15 protein-coding genes are annotated in these 21,878 nt (G+C 68.6%); 5 read left to right on the top strand and 10 right to left on the bottom strand.

Features of this window, described 5'->3' with window-relative positions:
* Positions 1-3: 3 nt before the first annotated feature.
* The 5 genes from L880_RS0113585 to kdpF form a co-directional block, all read right to left on the bottom strand.
* Positions 4-2,709: a DUF4118 domain-containing protein gene (locus L880_RS0113585; RefSeq protein ID WP_027476149.1), complete on the bottom strand. Its 2,706-nt coding sequence runs from the start codon at positions 2,707-2,709 to the stop codon at positions 4-6.
* A 118-nt stretch (positions 2,710-2,827) separates the two neighbouring features.
* A complete protein-coding gene (gene kdpC / locus L880_RS0113575; protein WP_027476148.1) occupies positions 2,828-3,400 on the bottom strand; it encodes a potassium-transporting ATPase subunit KdpC in 573 nt (190 codons plus the stop codon).
* Between the two features lie 51 nt (positions 3,401-3,451).
* Positions 3,452-5,542: a potassium-transporting ATPase subunit KdpB gene (kdpB, locus tag L880_RS0113570; RefSeq protein ID WP_051443297.1), complete on the bottom strand. Its 2,091-nt coding sequence runs from the start codon at positions 5,540-5,542 to the stop codon at positions 3,452-3,454.
* Positions 5,543-5,567: 25 nt separating this feature from the next.
* Entirely contained in the window at positions 5,568-7,367 is a 1,800-nt protein-coding gene (kdpA, locus tag L880_RS0113565) for a potassium-transporting ATPase subunit KdpA (RefSeq protein ID WP_027476146.1), read from the bottom strand.
* Positions 7,368-7,373: 6 nt separating this feature from the next.
* Positions 7,374-7,472 (bottom strand): K(+)-transporting ATPase subunit F, encoded by a 99-nt coding sequence (kdpF, locus tag L880_RS0113560; RefSeq protein WP_027476145.1) that lies wholly within the window; start codon positions 7,470-7,472, stop codon positions 7,374-7,376.
* A 364-nt stretch (positions 7,473-7,836) separates the two neighbouring features.
* Between kdpF and L880_RS32385 the strand changes: the two genes are divergently transcribed.
* Together L880_RS32385 and L880_RS0113545 are read left to right on the top strand one after the other, a co-directional pair.
* Positions 7,837-9,042 carry a GGDEF domain-containing protein gene (locus L880_RS32385; protein WP_051443296.1) on the top strand — a complete coding sequence of 402 codons (1,206 nt, stop codon included), beginning with the start codon at positions 7,837-7,839 and terminating at the stop codon, positions 9,040-9,042.
* 97 nt (positions 9,043-9,139) lie between these two features.
* Positions 9,140-11,296 carry an EAL domain-containing protein gene (locus L880_RS0113545; protein ID WP_084461297.1) on the top strand — a complete coding sequence of 719 codons (2,157 nt, stop codon included), beginning with the start codon at positions 9,140-9,142 and terminating at the stop codon, positions 11,294-11,296.
* Here L880_RS0113545 and L880_RS0113540 read toward each other — a convergent pair.
* On the bottom strand, positions 11,278-12,864 hold the full coding sequence (locus L880_RS0113540) for an MFS transporter (protein ID WP_027476143.1): 1,587 nt from the start codon (positions 12,862-12,864) through the stop codon (positions 11,278-11,280). The two genes, L880_RS0113545 and L880_RS0113540, sit on opposite strands and share 19 nt — an antisense overlap.
* 213 nt (positions 12,865-13,077) lie before the next feature.
* On the opposite strand from L880_RS0113540, the gene L880_RS0113535 reads away from it, so the two are divergent.
* Together L880_RS0113535 and L880_RS0113530 are read left to right on the top strand one after the other, a co-directional pair.
* Entirely contained in the window at positions 13,078-14,307 is a 1,230-nt protein-coding gene (locus L880_RS0113535) for an ABC transporter substrate-binding protein (protein ID WP_027476142.1), read from the top strand.
* Between the two features lie 25 nt (positions 14,308-14,332).
* A complete protein-coding gene (locus L880_RS0113530; RefSeq protein WP_027476141.1) occupies positions 14,333-15,970 on the top strand; it encodes a 3-(methylthio)propionyl-CoA ligase in 1,638 nt (545 codons plus the stop codon).
* A gap of 38 nt (positions 15,971-16,008) precedes the next feature.
* On the opposite strand, the gene L880_RS0113525 is transcribed toward L880_RS0113530, so the two are convergent.
* Positions 16,009-16,692 carry a nitroreductase gene (locus L880_RS0113525; protein ID WP_027476140.1) on the bottom strand — a complete coding sequence of 228 codons (684 nt, stop codon included), beginning with the start codon at positions 16,690-16,692 and terminating at the stop codon, positions 16,009-16,011.
* 220 nt (positions 16,693-16,912) lie between these two features.
* Here L880_RS0113525 and L880_RS0113520 point away from each other — a divergent pair, with 220 nt between their 5' ends.
* Complete coding sequence (locus L880_RS0113520; protein WP_019575718.1) at positions 16,913-17,371, top strand: CYTH domain-containing protein; 459 nt, start codon at positions 16,913-16,915, stop codon at positions 17,369-17,371.
* Positions 17,372-17,542: 171 nt separating this feature from the next.
* Here the strand turns inward: L880_RS0113520 and L880_RS0113515 are convergent, their stop codons facing one another.
* The 3 genes from L880_RS0113515 to L880_RS32380 all read right to left on the bottom strand — a co-directional run bounded on the left by L880_RS0113515 (position 17,543) and on the right by L880_RS32380 (position 21,576).
* Complete coding sequence (locus L880_RS0113515) at positions 17,543-17,944, bottom strand: VOC family protein (RefSeq protein WP_027476139.1); 402 nt, start codon at positions 17,942-17,944, stop codon at positions 17,543-17,545.
* A 29-nt stretch (positions 17,945-17,973) separates the two neighbouring features.
* The gene (locus tag L880_RS0113510) at positions 17,974-21,039 is read right to left on the bottom strand and encodes a sensor domain-containing protein (protein WP_027476138.1); all 3,066 of its coding nucleotides are present in this window, start codon (positions 21,037-21,039) and stop codon (positions 17,974-17,976) included.
* Between the two features lie 99 nt (positions 21,040-21,138).
* Positions 21,139-21,576: a MarR family winged helix-turn-helix transcriptional regulator gene (locus L880_RS32380; RefSeq protein WP_342669172.1), complete on the bottom strand. Its 438-nt coding sequence runs from the start codon at positions 21,574-21,576 to the stop codon at positions 21,139-21,141.
* Positions 21,577-21,878 lie beyond the last annotated feature (302 nt).

Below are 21,878 nucleotides of genomic sequence, written 5' to 3'. Positions count from 1 at the left end.
AGGTCACTCGGTGGGGTCGATGGCGGGCGGGGTGCCGCGCGGCAGGCGCAGGGTGAATTCTGCACCGCCACCGCGCTGCGACAGATCGGTGGCCGTGATCTGGCCGTGGTGGGCTTCGACGATGGCGCGGGCAATCGCCAGGCCCAGGCCCATGCCCGGCGTGGCCGATTCGCGCTCGCCCCGCGTGAAGGTGTCGAACAGCGCTTGCTCGCGCCCGCGCATGGCCGCCGGCAGGCCGGGCCCGTGATCGCGCACCGTGATCCACAGGGCCTGGGGCTCGACGCCGGCGTGGACCTCGATCGGCGGCTGGCCGTACTTGGCCGCGTTCTCCAGCAGGTTCACCAGCACCCGCTCCATCAGGGTGGCGTCAAACTCCACCAGCGGCAGCTCGGCCGGCAGCTGCACCTGCACGGGGCGGCCCGCCAGGGCCGGGGCGGCCAGGCGGATGGCGGCGCCCACCACCTCTTCGACCGATTGCCAGTCGCTGCGCAGCATCACCGCGCCGCTTTGCAAGCGCGCCATGTCCAGCAGGTTGCTGACCAGGGTGTGCAACTGGCGGGCCTCGTCGGTGATGGCCTGGGCCATGCGGTCTTGCTCCGCATCCAGCGCCGGGCGCGAGGCACGCAGTGATTCGGCCAGGCCGATCAGGGCGGTGAGTGGGGTGCGCACATCGTGCGAGATCGAGGCCAGCAAGGCACTGCGCAGGCTCTCGGACTCCATCTGCACCAGGGCCTGCTGGGCCACTTCGACGTAGTGCACGCGCTCTTGCGCGATGGCGATCTGGCGGGCCAGGGTGTCGAGCTGCTGCAACTGCTCGGGGATCAGCAGCCAGCGGGCCTGCGCCGGCTGCAAGGCCAGCACGCCACGGATGCGCATCGGGGCTTTCAGCGGCAGGTAGTGCCAGGCGCTGGCCGACAGTGTGCTGGTGGCCAGCCCGGCCGGCTGGCCGTTGCGGAAGGCCCAGTCGGCCACGGCCAGGTCAAAGCCCGGCGGCAGCTCGGGCGGCAGCGGCAGGTGGTCGTCGGCATCGCTGAGCAGCACCCGCACCTGGCCGCCGAAGCTGGCCCGCACCGCGGCTTCGCCGATCTCGGCCACCTGCTGGCTCTGCAGGGCTGAAGACAGTTCGCGCGTCAGCTCGAACAGCGAGCGTGCCCGGCGTTCGCGCCCGGCCGTGATGCGCGCCTGAAAGCGCAGCCCGGCGGTCAACTGCCCGGTCAGCAGGCCCACCGCCAGCATCACGGCAAAGGTCAGCAGGTACTGCACATCGCTGACCGCGAACGAGAAGCGCGGCGGCACGAAAAAGTAGTCGAAGGCCGCCACGTTGAGCACCGCCGACAGCGCCGCCGGCCCGCGCCCCAGCTTGACCGCCACGCCCACCACGCCGAGCAGGAACAGCATCACGATGTTGGCCAGGTCGAACCAGCCGATCAGGGGCGTGGCCAGCACCGCGGTGAGCACCGACACCGCCAGCGCCGTGGCGTAGCGCAGCCAGCGGCGTGGCAGCCCAGCCGGGGTGTCGTCTTCGACCTCGCGGGGCAGGGCACTGGGCAGGCGGCGCGAGGCGGGGCTGCGGCCCACTTCGACCAGGTCCAGCTCGGGGGCGGCGTCGGCCACCCGGCGCGCCAGTGGGGCGCGCCAGCGCGGGCGCCGGCGTGGCCGGCCCAGCACCAGTGTGGCGCAGTTCTGCTGGCGTGCCAGCTTCAGCAGCTCGGCCGCGATGTCGTCACCGGCCAGCACCGAGGTGATGGCCCCCATCTCCTCGGCCAGCTTGAGCACGGCCAGGATGCGGTCGCGCTCGGCCGAGGGCAGGCGCTGCAGGCGCGGCGTCTCGACATAGGTGGCCAGCCAGCGTGCGTTGAGCTGCCCGGCCAGCCGGGCCGCGGCGCGCACGGTCTGCTCGGCGCCCTCCAGCTCGTCCACGCCCACCAGCAGTGAACCCGAGGTGTTCCACACCGGCTGGGGCCCTTGCGACTGCTGCACCCGGTAGTGGCGCACATCGTCTTCCACCCGCTCGGCGGTGCGGCGCAGGGCGATCTCGCGCAGCGCGATCAGGTTGCCTTTGCGAAAGAAGTTCTGTGCCGCCCGCTCGGCCTGCTGGGGCAGGTAGACCTTGCCGGCCTTCAGGCGCGTCAGCAACTCGTCGGGTGTGACGTCGACCAGGATGATCTCGTCGGCACGGTCCAGCACGGTGTCGGGCACGGTCTCGTGCACGCGCACGCCGGTGATGGCGCCTACCGTGCCATTGAGGCTTTCGAGGTGCTGCACGTTGAGTGCCGTCCAGACCTCGATGCCGGCCTCCAGCAGCTCGTTCACGTCCTGCCAGCGCTTGGGGTGGCGGCTGCCTTCCACATTCGCGTGGGCCAGTTCATCCACCAGCAGCACCTGGGGGCGGCGTGCCAGTGCGGCGTCGAGGTCGAACTCGCCCAGCACGCGACCGCGGTAGGGCACCGTCTTGAGTGGCAGGCAGGGCAGGCCGGCCAGTTGGGCCGCGGTGTCGCCCCGGCCATGGGTTTCGATCACGCCCACCACCACATCGCGCCCGGCGGCCAGCTCGCGCTGGGCCGTGGCCAGCATGGCGTAGGTCTTGCCCACGCCCGCGCTGGCACCGAAATAGATGCGCAGGCGGCCCTGCGTGGCGCGCGCCTCGGCGCCCCGGATCTGGTCCAGCAATTGATCGGGGTCGGGGCGACCGTCAGGGGCTAAGGCCAAGCAGAACTCCTTTGATCACTCATTTTGCCCGGCCGATCAGCAGCCAGGCCAGCGCCATGGGCAAGGCCAGCACTGCCAGTGCCAGCAGGGCCATTGCAAGGTCTTCCAGCATGGCGGCTCAGTGCAGCGCGTCCAGCGCCAGGTTCAGGGTCAGCACATTCACCCGGGCTTCGCCCAGTGCGCTGATCAGGGGGCGCTCGGTGTGTTGCTCGACCAGTGCCTGCAGCCGCGCCGGGTCCAGGTGGCGCGCCCGCGCCACGCGGGGCAGCTGATAGGCCGCAGCCGCCGGGCTGATGTGCGGGTCCAGCCCGCTGGCCGAAGCCGTCACCAGGTCCACCGGCACCGGGGCCTTCTGATCGGGGTCGGCCTCGCGCAGGGCTGCGATGCGGGCCTTCACCGCCTCCGTCAGGGCCGGGTTCAACGGGCCCTGGTTGGAGCCGCTGGAGGCGCTGGCGTTGTAGGCCATGGGGCCGGTGGCCGAGGGGCGGCCCCAGAAGTGGGCCGGGTCGGAAAAGCTCTGCCCGATCAGGCGCGAGCCCACGGGGCGGCCCTCACGCAGCAGCAGGCTGCCGTTGGCCTGGTCGGGGAACAGGGCCTGGCCCAGGCCGGTGACGGCCAGGGGGTAGAGCACCCCGGTGAGCACGCTCAGGGCGATGAAGAACACCAGGGCGGGTCGGACCAGGGGAGGCATGGAATGAGGCATGGGAGACATGGCGATTCTCGAGTCAGGGTTGGATGAGGTTCAGGCGAGGTGCAGTGCCACCAGCAGCAGGTCGATCAGCTTGATGCCGGCAAAAGGCACCACCAGACCGCCCAGGCCGTAGATCAGCAGGTTGCGGCGCAGCAGGGCCGCGGCCCCGATGGCGCGGTAGCGCACCCCTTGCAGGGCCAGCGGGATCAGGAACACGATCACCAGCGCATTGAAGATCACCGCCGACAGGATGGCCGAGCTGGGGCTGGCCAGGGCCATGATGTTGAGCGCACCCAGTTGCGGGTAGGTCACCACGAAGATGGCCGGGATGATGGCAAAGAACTTGGCCACGTCGTTGGCGATCGAGAAGGTGGTCAGCGAGCCGCGGGTCATCAGCAGGGCCTTACCGGTCTCCACCACTTCCAGCAGCTTGGTGGGGTTGGAGTCGAGGTCGACCATGTTGGCCGCCTCCTTGGCGGCCTGGGTGCCCGAGTTCATGGCCACGGCCACGTCGGCCTGGGCCAGGGCCGGGGCGTCGTTGGTGCCGTCGCCGGTCATGGCCACCAGGCGTCCCTGCTGCTGGTACTGCCGGATCAGCGCCAGCTTGGCCTCGGGGGTGGCTTCGGCCAGGAAGTCGTCCACACCGGCCTCGGCGGCGATGGCGGCCGCCGTGAGCGGGTTGTCGCCCGTGATCATCACGGTCTTGATGCCCATGCGGCGCAGGGCCTCGAAGCGCTCCTTGATGCCCGACTTGACGATGTCCTTGAGCTCGACCACGCCCACCGCCACCGCGCCATCGGCCACCACCAGCGGCGTGCTGCCACGGCGCGCCACGTCTTCGGCGGCGCGCACCAGCTCGGGCGGCATGCGCCCGCCCAGGGCTTCCACGTGGCGGCGCACGGCGTCCACCGCCCCCTTGCGCAGCACCCGGATGCTGCCGCCCTCCGGCAGGTCGACGCCGCTCATGCGGGTCTGTGCGGTGAAGGGCACGGGCAGGGCCTGACCCAGGCCGGCCTGCAGGCGCTCCAGGGCCGATGCATGGAGCTTTTGCGCTGCCAGCGCCACGATGCTGCGGCCTTCCGGGGTTTCGTCGGACTGCGAGGCCAGCCACGCCACCTGGGCCAGGCTGGCCTCGGTGTGGCCGTTGCCGGGCAGCAGGGTGGCGGCCTGGCGGTTGCCGTGGGTGATGGTGCCGGTCTTGTCGAGCATCAGCACGTCCACATCGCCCGCCGCCTCGACGGCGCGGCCCGAGGTGGCGATCACGTTGGCCTGCATCATGCGGCTCATGCCGGCCACACCGATGGCGCTCAACAGCCCGCCGATGGTGGTCGGGATCAGGCACACCAGCAGCGCCACCAGGGCGGTCATGGTGACCGGGGCGCCGCTTTGCGCCGCCTGCACGCTGAACACCGAGTACGGCAGCAGGGTCACGGTGACCACCAGGAACACGATGGTCAGCGCCGCCAGCAGGATGTTGAGCGCGATCTCGTTGGGGGTCTTCTGGCGCTTGGCGCCTTCCACCATGCTGATCATGCGGTCGATGAAGCTCTCCCCCGGGTTCACGGCGATGCACACCACCAGCCAGTCGGAGAGCACGCGCGTGCCCCCGGTGACGGCCGAGAAGTCGCCCCCCGATTCGCGGATCACGGGGGCGGATTCGCCGGTGATGGCCGATTCGTCCACCGAGGCCACGCCTTCGATCACCTCGCCGTCGAGCGGGATCACGTCGCCCGCCTCGACCAGCACCACATCCCCCTTGCGCAGCAGGGGCGACTCCAGCGGCAGCCAGGGGCTGCCGTGGCGCGGGTGCTGCAGCTTCTTGGCCCAGCCGGTCTGCTGGATGTTGCGCAGCGAGGCGGCTTGCGCCTTGCTGCGCCCTTCGGCCAGGGCTTCGGCGAAGTTGGCGAACAGCACGGTGAACCACAGCCACACCGCCACGCTGAAGATGAACAGGGGCGAGGCCTCACCCTGACCGCCCAGGGCCTGGAGGCCCAGCACGGTGGTGAACAGGCTGCCCACGTAGACCACGAACATCACCGGGTTGCGCCATTGCACACGCGGGTTGAGTTTGGCAAAGGCCTGCCCGATGGCGGGCTTGACCAGGGCCGGGTCGAAGAGTGCGAAACCGCTGGATTGACTCATGATTTTGATTCCTTCTCGGTCGGGCTCAATGGCTGGGCCAGAGCATGAAGTGCTCGACCACCGGGCCCAGGGCCAGGGCCGGCACATAGTTCAGCAAGCCCACCAGCAGCACGGTGCCCACCAGCAGGACGACGAACAGCGGCCCGTGCGTGGGCAGGGTGCCGGCGCTGGCCGGCAGGCGCTGCTTGCGGGCCAGGGCGCCGGCCATGGCCAGCACCGGCACGATCACGCCAAAGCGCCCCAGCCACATGGCCAGGCCCAGCGCCAGGTTGTAGAACGGGGTGTTGGCCGACAGTCCGGCAAAGGCACTGCCGTTGTTGTTGGCGGCCGAGGTGAAGGCGTACAGGATCTCGCTGAAACCGTGCGCCCCCGGGTTGGCCACGCCGGCCCGGCCGGCCTCGGCCAGCACGGCCACGGCCGTGCCCACCAGCACCACGAGGGGGGTGACCAGGATGGCGATCGAGGTCATCTTCATCTCGTAGGCTTCGATCTTCTTGCCCAGGTACTCGGGCGTGCGGCCGATCATCAGGCCGGCGATGAACACCGCCAGCACCGCGAACACCAGCATGCCGTACAGGCCGGTGCCCACGCCGCCGAAGACCACCTCGCCGAGCTGCATCATCACCAGCGGCACCATGCCGCCCAGGGGGGTGAGCGAGTCGTGCATGGCGTTCACGGCGCCACAGGAGGCGGCGGTGGTGATGACCGCGAACAGCGCACTGGCGTTGACGCCGAAGCGCGTCTCCTTGCCCTCCATGTTGCCGCCGGCCTGCTGCAGGCTGGCCATCTGGTCCACGCCCAGGGCCGTCAACTGAGGGTTGCCGGCCTGTTCGGCCGGGGTGATCACCAGCACGGCGGCCACGAACATCAGCGTCATGGCGGCCAGCACCGCCACGCCCTGACGCCGGTCGCCCACCTCGATGCCGAAGGCCAGGCACAGGGCCGCCGGGATCAGGAAGATGGCCAGCATCTGCAGCAGGTTGCTGAAGGCGCCCGGGTTCTCATACGGATGGGCCGAGTTGGCATTGAAGAAGCCGCCGCCATTGGTGCCCAGCATCTTGATGGCCTCTTGCGAGGCCACGGGGCCCATGGGCAGCAGTTGGGTGTCGGTGCTCTGGGCCTCTTGCACCGGCTGGCCCTGGGCGTCGAGCACGGGCTGGCCGTCGGCCCCCAGCTTGGGCTGGGTGTAGGCCTGGGTTTCCAGCGTGTGCACTTCCTGGTAGGGGCTGAAGTTCTGGATCACGCCCTGGCCCACCATCACCAGGGCCAGCAGCAGTGACAGCGGCAGCAGCAGCCACACGGTGGCGCGCGTCAGGTCGACCCAGAAATTGCCGATGGCCTGGGCCGAACGCGCGGCAAAGCCCCGGATCAGCGCGAACACCACGGCGATGCCGGTGGCGGCCGAGACGAAGTTCTGCACCGTCAGCGCGAGCATCTGGGTCAGGTAGCTCATGGTGGATTCACCCGAGTAGCCCTGCCAGTTGGTGTTGGTGACAAAGGACACCGCGGTGTTGAAGGCCGAGTCGGGCGACACGGCCGCAAAGGCCTGCGGGTTCAAGGGCAGCCAGCCCTGCAGGCGCTGCAGGGCATACACCGCGAACACACCCAGCAGGTTGAAGGCCAGCAAGGCGTAGGCGTAGTGGGTCCAGCGCATCGGCGCGTCGCTGCCCTGGCCGCCCAGGCGCAAGAGGGCGGCTTCGCTGCGCAGCATCCAGGCGGGCAGGCGCCCTGCGCACAGGGCGGCGAGGTAGCGACCCAACGGCCAGGCCAGGGCCAGCAGCAGCACCAGGTACAGGGCCAGCAGGCCCCAGGCGGAGGAATTCATGCCCATTCAGAACTCCTCTGCGCGGATCAGCGCGAACACGAGGTAGGCCAGCAGGCCGCATGCGAGCACGGCGCCCAGGCCGTAGAGCCAGTCGGCGGCGTTCATGACGCGTCTCCCGCGCGGGGTTCAAGGGCCTGCAGACCGCGGGTGAGGGCGGCCAGCAGGCCCCCCAGCAAGGCCGCACAGGCGAGCCAGGCGATGTCCATATCAACGCTCCATCGAGGTGAAAAACGATGGGCCAAGCGTAGGATTTCAGGCGTAAAAAGCGGGTTGAATTGGGTCTGAGGGCTGTATAAAAAGCGTAAAAATCCAGCCTCAGAGCAGCCCTGCTGCCCGCCTGCGACGGCGCGCGCCATGCCTCGGGAAGGGGGCAGCAGACGACGGGCTCTGTACAAAACCGCTCGCTTCGCGTCATGATCTTGCTGTCCCCGACAGGCGAGGTTGCTGAGATGGGGCAGGGAGCCATCACTTGTCCTACGTTTCCACTTCGCCCTGGCAGGCGGGCCGCGCCGAAACGCCGGCCCAAGTCACCCCTTCGCTCGCCAGCCCGGTGCGCGATGCCCGGCGCGTGCGCCATTGGCAGTTGCAGGCCCTGGCGGCTCTGCTCTGCCAGATCGGGGGCATCCTGTTCATGGTGATCGCAGCCCGGCTGGGCCATGCCTCCTGGGCCTTTGTGCTGGTGTGGGCGCCCTTGTCGATGGCGCTCACCCTCTGGGTGCTGCTGGGGCTGTCGCTGGGCTTCGGGCTGCGTTGGCGCGACCCGACCCTGACCGTGCCGCAGATCGCCTACTCCTCGGTGTCGGCCGTGGCCTGCTACGCCGCGGTAGGCCCGATGCGGGGCCCCTCCCTGGCCATGGCCTGTCTGGCGCTGGTGTTCAGCATCTTCGCCCTGTCGGCGCGCCAGGTGCGCTGGTTGACTGCCTTCGTGGTGTCGCTGTATGCCCTGGCCATGGGCATCCTGCCGCACTGGCAGCCCAGCCGCTACCCCGCGGGCGAGGAACTGGCCAACTTCATCATCGTGCTGACGGTGCTGCCCGCCTTTGCCTTGCTGGCCGGGCGCCAGAGCAATTTGCGTGTCCAGCTGAACCGGCAGAAGTCTGAGTTGCAGCGTGCCCTGGCGCGGTTGGACGAACAGGCCGGCCAGGACGAACTGACGGGCCTGATGAACCGGCGCCGCGCGGTTGAAAAGCTGCAGGAGCGTTGCGCCCAGGCCCGCCGCGGGGCCGGGTTTTGTGTGGCCCTGGCCGACCTCGATCACTTCAAGGCGGTCAACGACCGGTGTGGCCATGCGGTCGGTGACCTGGTGCTGCGCCGCTTCGCCTCTGAACTGATGCCGCTGCTGCGCGAGGGTGATGTGCTGGCGCGCTGGGGGGGCGAGGAGTTTCTGCTGCTGCTGGGAGGCGCCGACCCCGTGCAGGCCAGCCAGGCCCTGGAGCGCCTGCGTCAGCATGTCGAGTCCCTGGCCGTGCCCCTGCCGGACGGCCACCTGCTGCGTTTCACGGTGTCGTTCGGTCTGACCGAGTACCGGCCACCGGAGGAGGGCAGTGAAGCCGTGGCGCGGGCAGACACGGCCCTGTACCAGGCCAAGGCGCAGGGGCGCAACAGGGTGGTGACGGCCGATCCGGGTGGGCCGGCCGCTGGGGGGGGCGCTGGGGCACTGAATGCTGGGGGCTAGACGACAGGCGGTAGTCCGTCTGTCGTCTTAACAATACCTTTGAGTTTTGCCGGCTCCTAGAATTGGTCAGAAATGCCAAATTCTAGGTGTAGGCGGCATGAGACTTGATCTTGCTCTGGCCCTTCGGCTACTCGGTTGGTCCGGTGCGCGCGGTGCCTTGACGCGGCGCACGCTCTCGCATCGCTTGCACCTGTGGCTGGGTGCGATCCGTGATGCCTACGTCACGCTGCTGCCCATGACCATTGTGGGCGCCCTGGCACTGGGCCTGGCCGAACTGCCTCCGCTGGTGGCCCTGCTGCGCCATCTCGAACTGCCGGCCTCCGACCTGGTGCGGGCCGCCAAACTGTTCTTCAATGCCACCTTCGGAATCATGGGCCTGCTCGGCGCCATGGCGATTGCGGCCCGCACCACACGGCTGTTGCAGCAGGAGGATGGCGTCAACCGGCACTCCATCGTCACCGTGTCGGCGGTGGCCGCCGTGGCGTTTCTGGTGTGCGTGCTGCCCCTGGAGGGGCCTGATTTCCAGGTGCTGGGCTATGCCAGCGTGTTCCAGAGCATCGTGATCGGTGTGCTGGTGGCCGAGAGCATGCATGCGCTGGCCTACCATGCCGAGGCCTGGTCCGAGCGCAACCTGCTGGAGGCCGGCGCCTCGCTGGGCTATGCCTTGCAGATGGTGGTGTACGCCCTGCTGCTGTTCATCGTGGTCGGGCTGTTGCGGGTGTCGGTGGCGGGCATGCTGGCGCAACTGGCGACGGGCTTTCAGGGCCTGGCCCATGTCTGGGCGCAGCAGGGGCAGCTCAGCGCGTGGTGGCTCAACCCGGTGTTTGTGCTGGTGAATCAGCTGTTGTGGACGGCGGGCATCAATGGCGGTCAATGGTTGCTGCACCTGGCCGGCCAGGGTTCGGAGCTGCTGGCCACCGGCGCCCAATGGCATGCCCCTCACCAGGCCTCGCTGATGTTTCTCAACACCTATGCCCACCTGGGCGGCGCCGGCGCCACCTGGGGGCTGATCGTGTGCACTTTGCTGCGGGCCCGCGACCCGGCATTGCGGCGCCTGGCCTGGTATTCGGTGCTGCCGGCCTTGCTCAATGTGAACGAGCTGCTGTTGTTCGGCCTGCCCCTGATCCTGAGCCGGACCTTGTTCCTGCCTTTTGTGCTGGCGCCGCTCGCTGCCTGCCTGGTGGCCGAGCTGGCCGTGTACCTGCAGTGTCTGCCGCTGGAGGGCGCGGCGCTCACCTGGTCGACACCGGCCCTGCTCTCGGGCTACCTGAGTTCGGGGGGCTGGCAGGGGGTGGCGGTGCAGGCCGCCGGCGTCGGGCTCAGTGCCCTGGTCTATGCCCCCTTTGTGCGTCGCTTCGAGCAGCGTCGCGCTGCCCGGCTGGCGGCGCATTTCCGCGAGGCGCTGGGCACGCTGCAGGGCGTCACCCAGACGGCGGTGCAGCCCCGGGTGCTGGCGCGGGCCGATGCCGTGGGGGCGGTGGCCCGCTCCCTGCACGCGGACTTCGAGGCCGACCTGGGGGGGCCGCGGGTGTACCTGGCCTACCAGCCACAGCATGACCGGGATGGGCGTCTGGTGGGCGCCGAGGCCTTGCTGCGCTGGACCCACGCGGTGCATGGCCCCATTTCACCGGCCGTGATCATCAAGATCGCCGAGGAGAGTTCGCTGATTCTCGAGATCGGTCGCTGGACACTGAACCAGGCGGCCCGCGACATGCGCGCCTGGCGTGATCTGGGCCACCGGGGCTTCCACGTCGGGGTGAACATGTCGCCCCTGCAGCTGGAAGACCCGGCCTGGTCCAGGCAGGTGGGCCTGGTGCTGCAGGCGCATGGCTTGGCGGCACACGACCTGGAGCTGGAGGTCACCGAGGGCCAGGCCCTGGCGTCCACGGCGCAGACCGACCGCTCGCTGGCGGAGCTGAACGCCCAGGGCCTGCTGCTGTCCATGGACGACTTTGGCATGGGCAGCACCTCGCTGCTGTACATGCATCGCTTCAAGTTGCACACCATCAAGCTCGACGGCAGCCTGACCCGTGAGGTCTGTCGCAACGTGGTGGACCGCGACATCATCTCCTGCGTGTGCCGCCTCGGGCATTCGCAGGGCGTCGAGGTGGTGGCGGAATATGTCGAGACGCCCGAGCAGCGGCAGGCGCTGCTGGCCCTGGGCTGCGATCGCTTCCAGGGCTGGCTGTTCAGCCCGGCCCTGCCGGCCGATGAGTTTCTGGCCTATCTGGTGCGTCAGCGTTCGGCGATGTAGTGCGACATGTGCACGCTCTCACCCGGCGCCAGGTGCTGGCGCACCTCGGCCTCCAGGGCCTGATCGGCCAGCGTGGAGCGGGCGCGCTGGTGCAGGTAGTCGGCCCAGGAGCTGACGATGAAGCGCTCGACGTAGCGCGAAGGCTCACCCAGGTCCTTATAGACACGCCAGAAGGTGGCGCCGTCGCGTCTGCGATGCGCCTTGAGCTGGGCTGCGGCATCCAGAAAGGCCCGGTCCTGTCCGGGCAGGATGCGGTAGCCCAGTTCCACCGCCACCGGCCCGGCGCTGGCCTCGGGCTCGTCGGCCACGAACAGATCCTCCCAGGGCGTGGCCTGGGTCACGTCATGGCGGTCGCCCATGCGCAGCGGCATGGGCCGGGCCAGCAGCAGGCTGGCCGCCATGGCCACCGCCGCGGCCGTGAGGGCGGCATTGAGCCCGGCCATTTCGGCCACCGCACCCCAGAAGGCCGAGCCGATGGCAAACGCCCCCAGCGAGGCCACGATGTGCAGGGCCACGGCGCGCGAGCGCACCCAGGGTGGGGCGCTGGCCTGGGTGGCGCTGTTGAAGGTGGACAGGGCCGCCATCCAGGCTGCCCCGCCGAAGGCCATGGCGAGGTACACCACGGCCGACTGTCGCACCCAGGCCGCCAGCAGCATGGCGGCGGCAAACACCGCGCTGCTCAATGCAATCAACGGGTCCAGGCCGAAGCGGGCCCGCACCCGCCCGATCACCAGGCCGATCAGCACCGCCCCGGTGCCCATGCAGCCCATCAGCAGGCCGAAGCCCTGGGCCCCGGTGCCCAGCTGGCGCTGGGCGATCACGGGCAGCAGCGCCCACAGGGCCGAGCCGGCGGCGCTGTAGGCCATCACCCGCACCAGTTGGGCCAGCACCATGCGCGAGTGCCAGGCAAAGCGCAGCCCGCTCAGGGTGCCGCCCCAAAGCCGCTCGGGCGGCAGGCGCGAGGGTGGGTGCGGACGCGGCGGCCAGCGCCGGATCGATTCCCACATCACCCCGGTGCAGGCCACCGTGAACACGAACACCCAGCCGGCACCCAGCTGCGTGAACACCAGCCCGGCCAGGGTGGGCCCGATGGCGCGGGCCGCGTTGTAGGCGATGCTGATGGCGGTGATGGCCTGCGGCCACTCCTCGCGCGGCACGGGGTCGATCACGGAGGAGTTCCAGGCCGGCGTCAGCACCGCCAGGCAGCAGCCGCAGACCAGGATCAGCAACAACACCGAGTGGGGGCCGCCCCAGCCCCCCAGCACCAGCACGGCCAGCAGGGCCGAGGCCGCGGCCAAGGCCAGCAGCGAGCCCGAGATCAGGCGCTGGCGGTCGGTGGTGTCGGCCAGCACACCGGCCGGCAGGGCCAGCAAAAACATGGGCAGGAACACCGCGGTCTGCACCAGCGCGGCGAGAAAGGATGAGCCCGTCAGCTCGATCATCAGCCAGGCCGCCGCCATCGACTGCATGCCGCTGCCGATGAAGAAGATGCCGCCACACAGGCACAGGCCTCTGAACGCGGGTTGGCGCAGGGGCGCCCAGATCGAGGTGGAGGCAGCAGCAGTCATCCGGACGATTATTCCCCAGCATGGCTTTTTCTGTGCGCTGCTTTCAGGGGGCGAGCGAGGCCTGGTCTTCGGGCGGGTTGCAGGGCTCATGGGGGCCCGGGCAATATCGTCAGTTCCGACGATGTGAGTGCCCTGGCCGGCTTCTACGATGCCCGCAGGCTGTCCGCATGGCGCCCTGGCCCCGGCCTGCCCACAACACCTCGGAGACACCTCATGTTCACTCGCTTCCAAGCCGGCCTGCGTCGGCATTTCAAGTTGGCCGCCGCAGGCGTGCTGCTGGCCTGTGCCCTGCCTCTGGTGGCGCAGGCCCAGAAGAAATACGACCCGGGCGCCAGCGACACCGAGATCAAGATAGGCAGCCTCTCTCCCTACTCAGGCCCGGCCTCGGCCTATGGCACTGCGGGCAAGGCCATGGCCGCCTATTTCGACCGCCTCAATGCGGCCGGCGGCATCAAGGGGCGCAAGATCAACTTCCTGGCCCTGGACGATGCCTACAACCCGGCCAAGTCGGTGGAGCAGACGCGCAAGCTGGTCGAGCAGGACGAGGTGCTGCTGATGTTCGCCTCGCTGGGCACGGCGCAGAACATGGCGGTGCAGCGCTACCTGACGGCCAAGAAGATTCCGCAGTTGTTCGTGAACACCGGCGCCACGCGCTTTGGCGACCCGAAGAACTTCCCCTGGACCATGGGCTGGCAGCCCACCTACCAGGCCGAGGCCCGGGCCTACGCCCAGCACATCCTGGCCACCAAGCCCAATGCGCGCATCGCTGTGCTGATGCAGAACGACGACTTCGGCAAGGACTTCATGAAGGGCTTCACCGACGCCCTGGGCGACAAGGCCAAGACCCAGATCGTGCAGCACCTGACCTACGAGGTGACCGACCCCACCATCGACAGCCAGATGGTCACGTTCAAGTCGTCCGGGGCCGATGTGTTCTTCAACATCAGCACGCCCAAGTTCGCAGCCCAGGCCATCCGCAAGGCCGCCGAGCTGGGCTGGAAGCCCACGCACTACCTGGTCAGCGTGTCGCAGTCCCTGAGCTCGGTGCTCAAGCCCGCCGGCCTGGACAACGCCACCGGCGTGATCTCCTCCACCTACCTGCTGGCCCCGTCCGACCCGGCGGCCAAGGGCGTGAAGGAGGTGGCCGAGTACGTGGCGGTGATGAAGCAGTACTACCCGGCAGGCGACCCGGAGGACACCCTCAATGTGCTGGGCTACTCGGTGGCCGCCACTCTGGCCCAGGTGCTGCGCCAGGCCGGCGACAACCTGACGCGCGAAAACATCATGAAGCAGGCCGCCAGCCTCAACTTCACGCCGCCGGGCCTGTACCCGGGCATCGAGGTCAAGACCGGGCCCGACGATTTCTACCCGATCGAGAAGAAGGTGCTGCAGCGCTTCAATGGCAAGGACTACGAAGCCTTTGGCGGCCTGTACGGCGGTTGAACCGGAACTCAAGGAGGACTTCCCCATGCAAGGATTGATGCAGGACCGCCCGCTGCTGATCTCGTCGCTGATCGAGCACGCGGCCACCTTCCACCCCGACACCGAGATCGTCTCCCGTCTGCCCGAGGGGCCCACCCACCGCACCACCTGGCGCGGCCTGCGCGACCGGGCCCGGCAGGTGGCCCAGGCCATGGGGGCGCTGGGCATCCGCCCGGGTGACCGGGTGGGCACGCTGGCCTGGAACTCGTACCGGCACCTGGCGCTGTACTACGGGGTGTCGGGCATGGGGGCGGTGCTGCACACCGTGAACCCGCGCCTGTTCCCTGAGCAGATCGACTACATCATCAACCACGCCGAAGACCAGGTGCTGTTCTTTGACATCGGCTTTGCGCCCCTGGTGGCGCAGCTGGCGCCCCGGCTCAAGTCGGTGCGCGCCTTCGTGGCCATGACCGACCGGGCCCACATGCCCGCCATCGAGGTGCCGAACCTGCTGTGCTTCGAGGAACTGCTGGACGCCCAGAACGGCGACTATGTGTGGCCCGAGTTCGACGAGAAGTCGGCCTCTTCGCTGTGCTACACCTCGGGCACCACGGGCAACCCCAAGGGGGTGCTGTATTCGCACCGATCCACCGTGCTGCACACGCTGATGGAGCTGGCGCCCGACACCTTCGGCATCAGCTCGTCCGAGACCGTGTTGCTCATCGTGCCCATGTTCCACGCCAATGCCTGGGGCACACCCTATGCGGCGGCCATGGTGGGGGCCAAGCTGGTGCTGCCCGGGCCGCACCTGGACGGGCAGAGCGTCTACAACCTGATGCGTGACGAGCGCTGCACCTTCTCGCAAGGGGTGCCCACGGTGTGGCTCATGTTGTTCCAGTACCTGGATGCCCACCCGCAGATCGACCCGCGCGAGATCGGGGTCAAGCGCATCGGCATCGGCGGGGCGGCGGTCTCGCGCGCGGTGCTCGAACGCTTCGAGCGCGACTTCGGCGCCGAGGTGGTGCAGGGCTGGGGCATGACCGAGACCAGCCCCATCGGCGTGATCAGCAAGCTGCTGCCCAAGCACGCCGAGCTGGACGGCGATGCGCTGCTCAAGGTCAAGCTCAAGCAGGGCCGGGGCGTCTGGGGGGTGGACCTGAAGATCGTCGATGCTGCCGGCCAGACCCTGCCCTGGGATGGCGTGGCCTACGGGCACCTGCATGTGCGTGGCCCCTGGATCTGCAGCGGCTACTTCCGCGGCGAAGGGGGCGAGGTGCTCGATGCCGAGGGCTATTTCCCGACCGGCGATGTGGCCACCATCGACCCCGATGGCTACCTGCAACTGGTGGACCGCGCCAAGGACGTGATCAAGTCGGGCGGCGAGTGGATCTCGTCCATCGACGTGGAGAATGCAGCCTGCTCGCACCCGGGCCTGCTGGAGGCCGCCGTGATCGGCCTGCCGCACCCCAAGTGGCAGGAGCGCCCGCTGCTGGTGGCCGTCAAGCGCCCGGGCGCCGAAGTGGATGCCGCCTCCGTGCTGGCGCACCTGAGCACCCGCATTGCGAAGTGGTGGCTGCCCGACGACGTGGTGTTTGTCGAGAGCCTGCCGCACACCGCCACCGGCAAGCTGCTGAAGACGAAATTGCGCGAGCAGTTCAAGGACCACCGCCTGCCCACGGCCTGAGCGGGAGGGCTGGGTCGGTGTGAGCCCTCGGTGCGGGCTCAGAAGCCGATGAACTCCACCACCTCGGACAGGGGCGCGCGCGCCGTCTGCAGGCGGTTCACCGGGTGCTCGGGGTTGGCGTAGCCGATGGCCATGCCCGCGAACAGCATGCGCTCGGGCGGCAACTTCAGGGTCTGGCCCACGGTCTGGGGGTAGCGCGCCCAGCACTCCTGGGCGCAGCTGTCCAGGCCTTCGGCGCGCAACAGCAACATGAGGGTCTGCAGCAGCATGCCCAGGTCGGACCACTGCGGTGGGCCCATGCGGCGGTCCACGCTGCAGAACAAGGCCAGCGGGGCCCCGAAGAAGGCGTAATTGCGCGCAAACCAGCGCAGCCGGCCCGCCTTGTCCTCGCGTGGGATGCCCAGCTCGGCGTACATGGCTTCGCCCACCTGGAAGCGGCGCTCGCGGTAGGGTGAGACCAGCTCGGGCGGGTAAACCGTGTATTCGCCGGGCTCGGGCGCCGCGCTGCCGGCCGCCTCGTCTTGCAGGCGCTGCTGCATCTGGGCCTTGAAGTCGGCCAGCGGCGCACCGGTGAGCACATGCAGGTGCCAGGGCTGCAGGTTGCCCCCGGAGGGCGCACGCAGCGCCTGCTCCAGCACACGGCGGATGACCGCTTCGGGGACCGGGGTGTCCAGAAAGTCGCGCACCGAGCGGCGCGAGGCGATGGCGTCATGCAGGTTCATGGCAGCGGTGGGGCAGGTTGGGTGGGGCCGTGGGTGAGAGGGCGTTGGGTCGGATGACTTGTCCATCATCCGGCATGGGCTTGTAGCTTGGCTGTCTTGTGAATGACTTTCAATCGTCTGAAATGACGATGTGGGGCTCACGAGCCTGGCGCTGGGGTGGCGGTGCGACACAATCGGGCCTCATTCAAAAAGCAGCGGCAGCCTTCAGGAGGAAATCACCATGGCCTTGGAAATCGAACGCAAATTCAAACTCAGGACCCCGGCAATCCTGGAGGGCCTGAGCGGCTCCCATTTTCTGCAGGCTTACCTGGCCAAGGGCGCGGTGCTGGTGCGGGTGCGGGTATCGCAGGACCGGGCCTGGCTCACGCTCAAGAGTGCACCCCTGAGTGCAGCCACCCGCCATGAGTGGGAGTACGAGATCCCGGTGGCCGATGCCCAGCAGATGGCGCGCCAGCCGGGCGCCTATGCCCTGGAGAAGACGCGCTTTTTCATCGAGCACCAGGGCCATACCTTCGAGGTGGACCGCTACCACGGCGGGCTGGAGGGCCTGTACACGGTGGAGGTTGAGTTGCCGAGCGAGCAGACCGCGGTGGATCTGCCTGACTGGGTGGGCGAGGAGTTGACGGGGCGCAAGGGCTGGGACAACGAGTCGTTGGCCAGGGTGGGGTGGCCTGAATAAATGGCCCCCACGGTCGTGCACTTCGTGTCACTCCCTGCCCCCCAAGGGGGCCGCAGCCTGCCTTGGGGCGGCCCGGCGGCAGGCTGACCTCTTCGCTTCAGGCCTGCTGAATGAAGAAGGGGGCCTGGCGGCCCCCTCGTTCTTTGGTCTCTGTCCCTTTGTGGGGGCTTTTCAGGGTTGATGTTCGGGGGTGTGGCAGGCGACGGCGAGTTTGTTGCCGTCGGGGTCTTTGAAGTAGGCGCCGTAGTAGTGGGCGTGGTAGTGCGGGCGGGGGCCGGGGGGGCCGTCGCAGGTGCCGCCGTGGGCCAGGGCGGCGGCGTGGGCGGCGTGGACTGCGGCTCGGGTGGGGGCCAGGAAGGCGGTCATCTGGCCGTTGCCGGGGCTGGGGGCTTGGCCGTCGTGGGGGCGGGCGATCACGAACAGGGGGCGCTGGCCGCCGGCGCTGTGCCAGCCGGCCCAGGGGCGTTCCGGTTCACAAAAGCGTTCTTCGATGCCCAGGCTGGCCAGCACGGGGCGGTAGAAGCGCAGGGCGCGGTCGAAGTCGGTGATGCCGACAAAGATGTGGGACAGCATGGGGGGTCCTTCAGGCCTTCGAGGCCAGCTCAGAGGTGTTGCCAGGCCTGGGCCTGCAACCAAGCGGCGCACCAGCCGGGCAGGTCCTGGGCGGGCATGGGGCGGGCGATGCCATAGCCTTGTGCGCAGTGGCAGCCCATCTGGCGCAGCCGGGCACCATGCTCCAGGGTTTCCACGCCTTCGGCAATCACCTGGCGATGGAACACGCCGGCCAACTGGATGACGCTTTGCACGATGCGCAGGTCGTCGGGGTCGGTGAGCATGTCGCGCACAAAGCTTTGATCGATCTTCAGCGTGTCCACGGGCAACTGGCGCAGGTAGGTGAGCGAGGAGTAGCCGGTGCCGAAATCATCGAGTGAAAAGCACACACCCAGGGCCCGGCAGTTGCGCAGGATCTCGACAGCCTGGCCCATGTCGGCGATGGCGGCGCTCTCCAGCACCTCCAGCTCCAGGTGGGCGGGGGGCACCTCGGGGTGGCGGGCCAGGGCCTGGGCCAGGCGGGCGCAGAACTCGGGTTGCAACAGGTGGTTGGCGCTGATGTTGACGCTCACCTTCATGGGCAGGCCTTGAGCGATCCAGTGGCTGAGTTGATCCAGGGCGCTGGCAATGACCCATTCGCCCAGCGATGGCTCCAGCGCGCTGCCGTGCAGCTGCGGCAGAAAGTCGGCCGGCGGCAGCAGGCCACGTTCGGGGTGTTGCCAGCGGATCAGGGCTTCGGCGCCGATGACCTCGCCGCTGTCGAGGTCCACCTTGGGCTGGTAATGCAGCACGAACTCGCCTTGCGCCAGGGCCCGCTCCAGGGTCTCCAGGCCTTGCCGGTGGGCCTGGGCCAGGCGGTCGCTTTCGGGGTCGAACAACTGGTAGCGGTTCTTGCCGGCCTGCTTGGCCAGGTACATGGCCTGGTCGGCATGGCGCAGCAAGGTGTCGGGGTCGGCATTGTCGGCCGGGTACAGGCTCACGCCGATGCTGGCGCTCACGCCCAGGTTCAGGTCGGGCGCCAGTGCGAAGGGCTGGCGCACGGCCTGCAACAGGCGGTCGAGTATCAGCGTGCACTCTTCGGTGGAGCCGACTTCGGACAACACCAGCACGAACTCGTCGCCCCCGGTGCGGGCCAGCGTGTCTTCGGCGCGCAGCACTTGCTGCAGGCGGGTGCTCAGCCCCAGCAGCAGCTGGTCGCCCACGCTGTGGCCATGGCGGTCGTTGATGCTCTTGAAGCCATCCAGATCCAGCACGCACACCGCACTGGGGTGACCGCTGCGCTGCGAGCGCAGGATCGACTGGCCCATGCGGTCCGACAGCAGGTGGCGGTTGGGCAAGCCGGTGAGCAGGTCGTGGTGCGCCACGCGGTCGAGTTCGGCTTCGTGGGCCTTGAGCTGGCTGATGTCGGCAAACACCCCGATGTAGTGCAGCACCTGGCCCTGAGGATCGCGCACCACCGAAATCGTCTCCTGCGCCACGTACAGCTCACCGCTCTTGCGCCGGTTGCAGATCTCGCCACGCCAGAAGTCGTGCTGCTGCAGGGCGCGCCACAGCTCCTGGTAGAAGGGCTCGCCATGCTGGCCGGAGGCCAGCAGCCGGGGGGAGCGCCCGCTGACCTCGGCTTCGGAGAAGCCCGTGATGCGCGTGAAGGCGGGGTTGACCTTGGTGATCAGCCCCTCCGGGTTGACCATCATGATGGCTTCGTGGCTGCTCTCGAACACCACGCTGGCCTCGCGCAGCGCCAGTTCCGACTGCTTGCGTTCGGTGATGTCGGTGTGGGTGCCCGCCATGATCAGGGGCTGCCCGTCCTCACTGCGCGTGACGATGCTGCCGCGCGACAGGATCCAGCGCCAGCCGCCTGGCTTGGTGCGGCAGCGGATCTCGACCACATGGGCATCGCTTTCGCCCTTGAGGTGGCGCTCGATCGAGGCCAGTGCGGCTGGCAGGTCTTCCGGGTGCACGAGTTCGGGCCAACGGCTGGTGGCCACGTCCATCTCGCCGGGCTCGAAACCCAACATGGTCTCCCAGCGTTCACTCACCAGGAAGGTGTTGCTGGGCAGGTGCCAGTCCCAATAACCCTGGTCTGAGCCCTGCAGCACCCGGGCCAGTTGCTGTTCGCGGTCGCGCAGCGCCGCCTCGCTCGCCAGCAGGCGTTCCTGATCGGCCTTGAGGTGGGTGATGTCGCGCGCGATACCGAAGAGACCGTTGACCGTGCCGGCTTCGTCGACCACGGGGCCTTTCGTGACCATGAACACCCGCTGCTGCCCCTCCAGCGTGGTGAGGCTCTCCTCGTGGGTCTGCACCTCGGCGCTCTGCATCACCTGCCGATCGAGTTCGCGCAAGTGCTCTGCGGAGGCGGCGTCGAACAGTTGCGCATCGGTGACGCCCAGCATGCTCTCCGGGGCCTGGTTGACGAAGGCCCCGGCGGCACCGTTGGCCAGCAGGTAGCGTCCCTGGGGGTCTTTCACGAACACGGCGTCCGAGGTGCCGGTGACCACGGCATGGAGCAGCCGGCTGCTGCGCTGCAAGCGCGCACTGGCACGCCTCAGGCGATCGCTGAGCAGGCTCAGCACCAGCCCATTGAGCAGCAGCAGGCCCCAGCGGAACTGGTTTTGCGGCGAAGCGGCCAGGCTGTGCAGTGCAGGCTGTGACGTGAGATCGACGCCGATCAGCGCCGTGAACGTGGCCAGCAAACCCGGGCCCAGGCCGCCCACCAGCGCGCTCAGGGCGATGGGCAGCACGAACAGGATGAATTGCGGGTGTCCCGCATCCATGGGGGTCATGGCCTGATGGACCAGCAGCATGCAGCCGGTGATCAGCAAAGCGAATCCGTAGCGCAGCCAACGCTGGCCGGTGCTGATCCGAGGCGCCGGCTCGGGCAGCCCTGAATCGCTGGCCACGACCCGGCCTCCCGGCACTGAGCGCAAGGCCATGAACAGGGCTGCCGCGGACGCCAGCACAAAAAAGATGCCCTTGGCCGCCGACAGGGCCGCCAGGTCCAGCGGGTTGGCCAGAGCCAGCAGCACGCGGTCCGACAGCACGATCCAGCCCAGCCCGAAGAGCAGGTAGAACGCTGTTGCCCGCAGGATGTAGCTGCTGCGGCTGGGCTCACTCATGCGTCTCTTTCTGCGGGCTGTGAGGCCTGCTTTTTGTCCGATTGGGCCTCAGGTGGCTTGCACGGAAATGACGGGCTGTGACGGTCGATGCAAAGTTGTTTATAGCCCATCAGGTGGGGACGATCTGGCAACCTTGTCGCGAAGCGGGGCACTGTCCTGGTGGGCGGCGTCATGCAGTCTGTCCTGTCGAGCGCATTCGGCCTTGAGTTTGTTCAGCGTCTGGTACAGCCCTTGCCGCTCGGTGGGGCTGAGCACACGCAGCATGGCGGCCTGGCGTTCGCGGGCCACGCGGATCATCTGGTCATGCAGGTCCAGGCCTGCGGGGCTCAGGCGGCACATCAGCTTGCGCGCGCGACCTCTCCCGCTGGCCTGCAATTGCACCAGACCCCGCTGCTCCAGCAATTTGAGTGTGCGGCTGACCAGGGCCTTGTCGGTGCTGGAGAGTTGGGCCAGTTGTGAGAACGACAGCTGGCCCTCGTGAACGATGAAGGCGCAGCATGCGCCATTCGGCCACGCTGACGCCAAAGGGCTCGGCATAGCTCAGCGTCAAGGTGCGGCGCAGTGCGTGGCTGAGCTGGTTCATCCAGGAGCTGATGAAGTTGTCCACCGACAGGCCGCTGCCGTGCTCGTCCAGATCGGCCCAGGGGCAGGCGGGCGCAGGGGTGAGTTCTGGCGGTTCGGTTGACAGGGTGGGGCGGCGTCGTGGCACGGGGCAGAGGGGCAGCGGCGGTGGCCTGATTCTTTCACAGGACACGGGGCGCCCGATCGCAAAAAAGCCTGCCAGACCCAGGGAAAAACCCCGGGCCGTGGCAGGCCAAGTCAACCTCGGAGAAACCTTC

It is taken from the genome of Curvibacter gracilis ATCC BAA-807, assembly GCF_000518645.1.
Taxonomy (GTDB): Bacteria; Pseudomonadota; Gammaproteobacteria; order Burkholderiales; family Burkholderiaceae_C; genus Curvibacter; species Curvibacter gracilis.
Note: the sequence above shows the minus strand (reverse complement) of the source record. Positions and strands in the feature narration are given on the sequence as shown.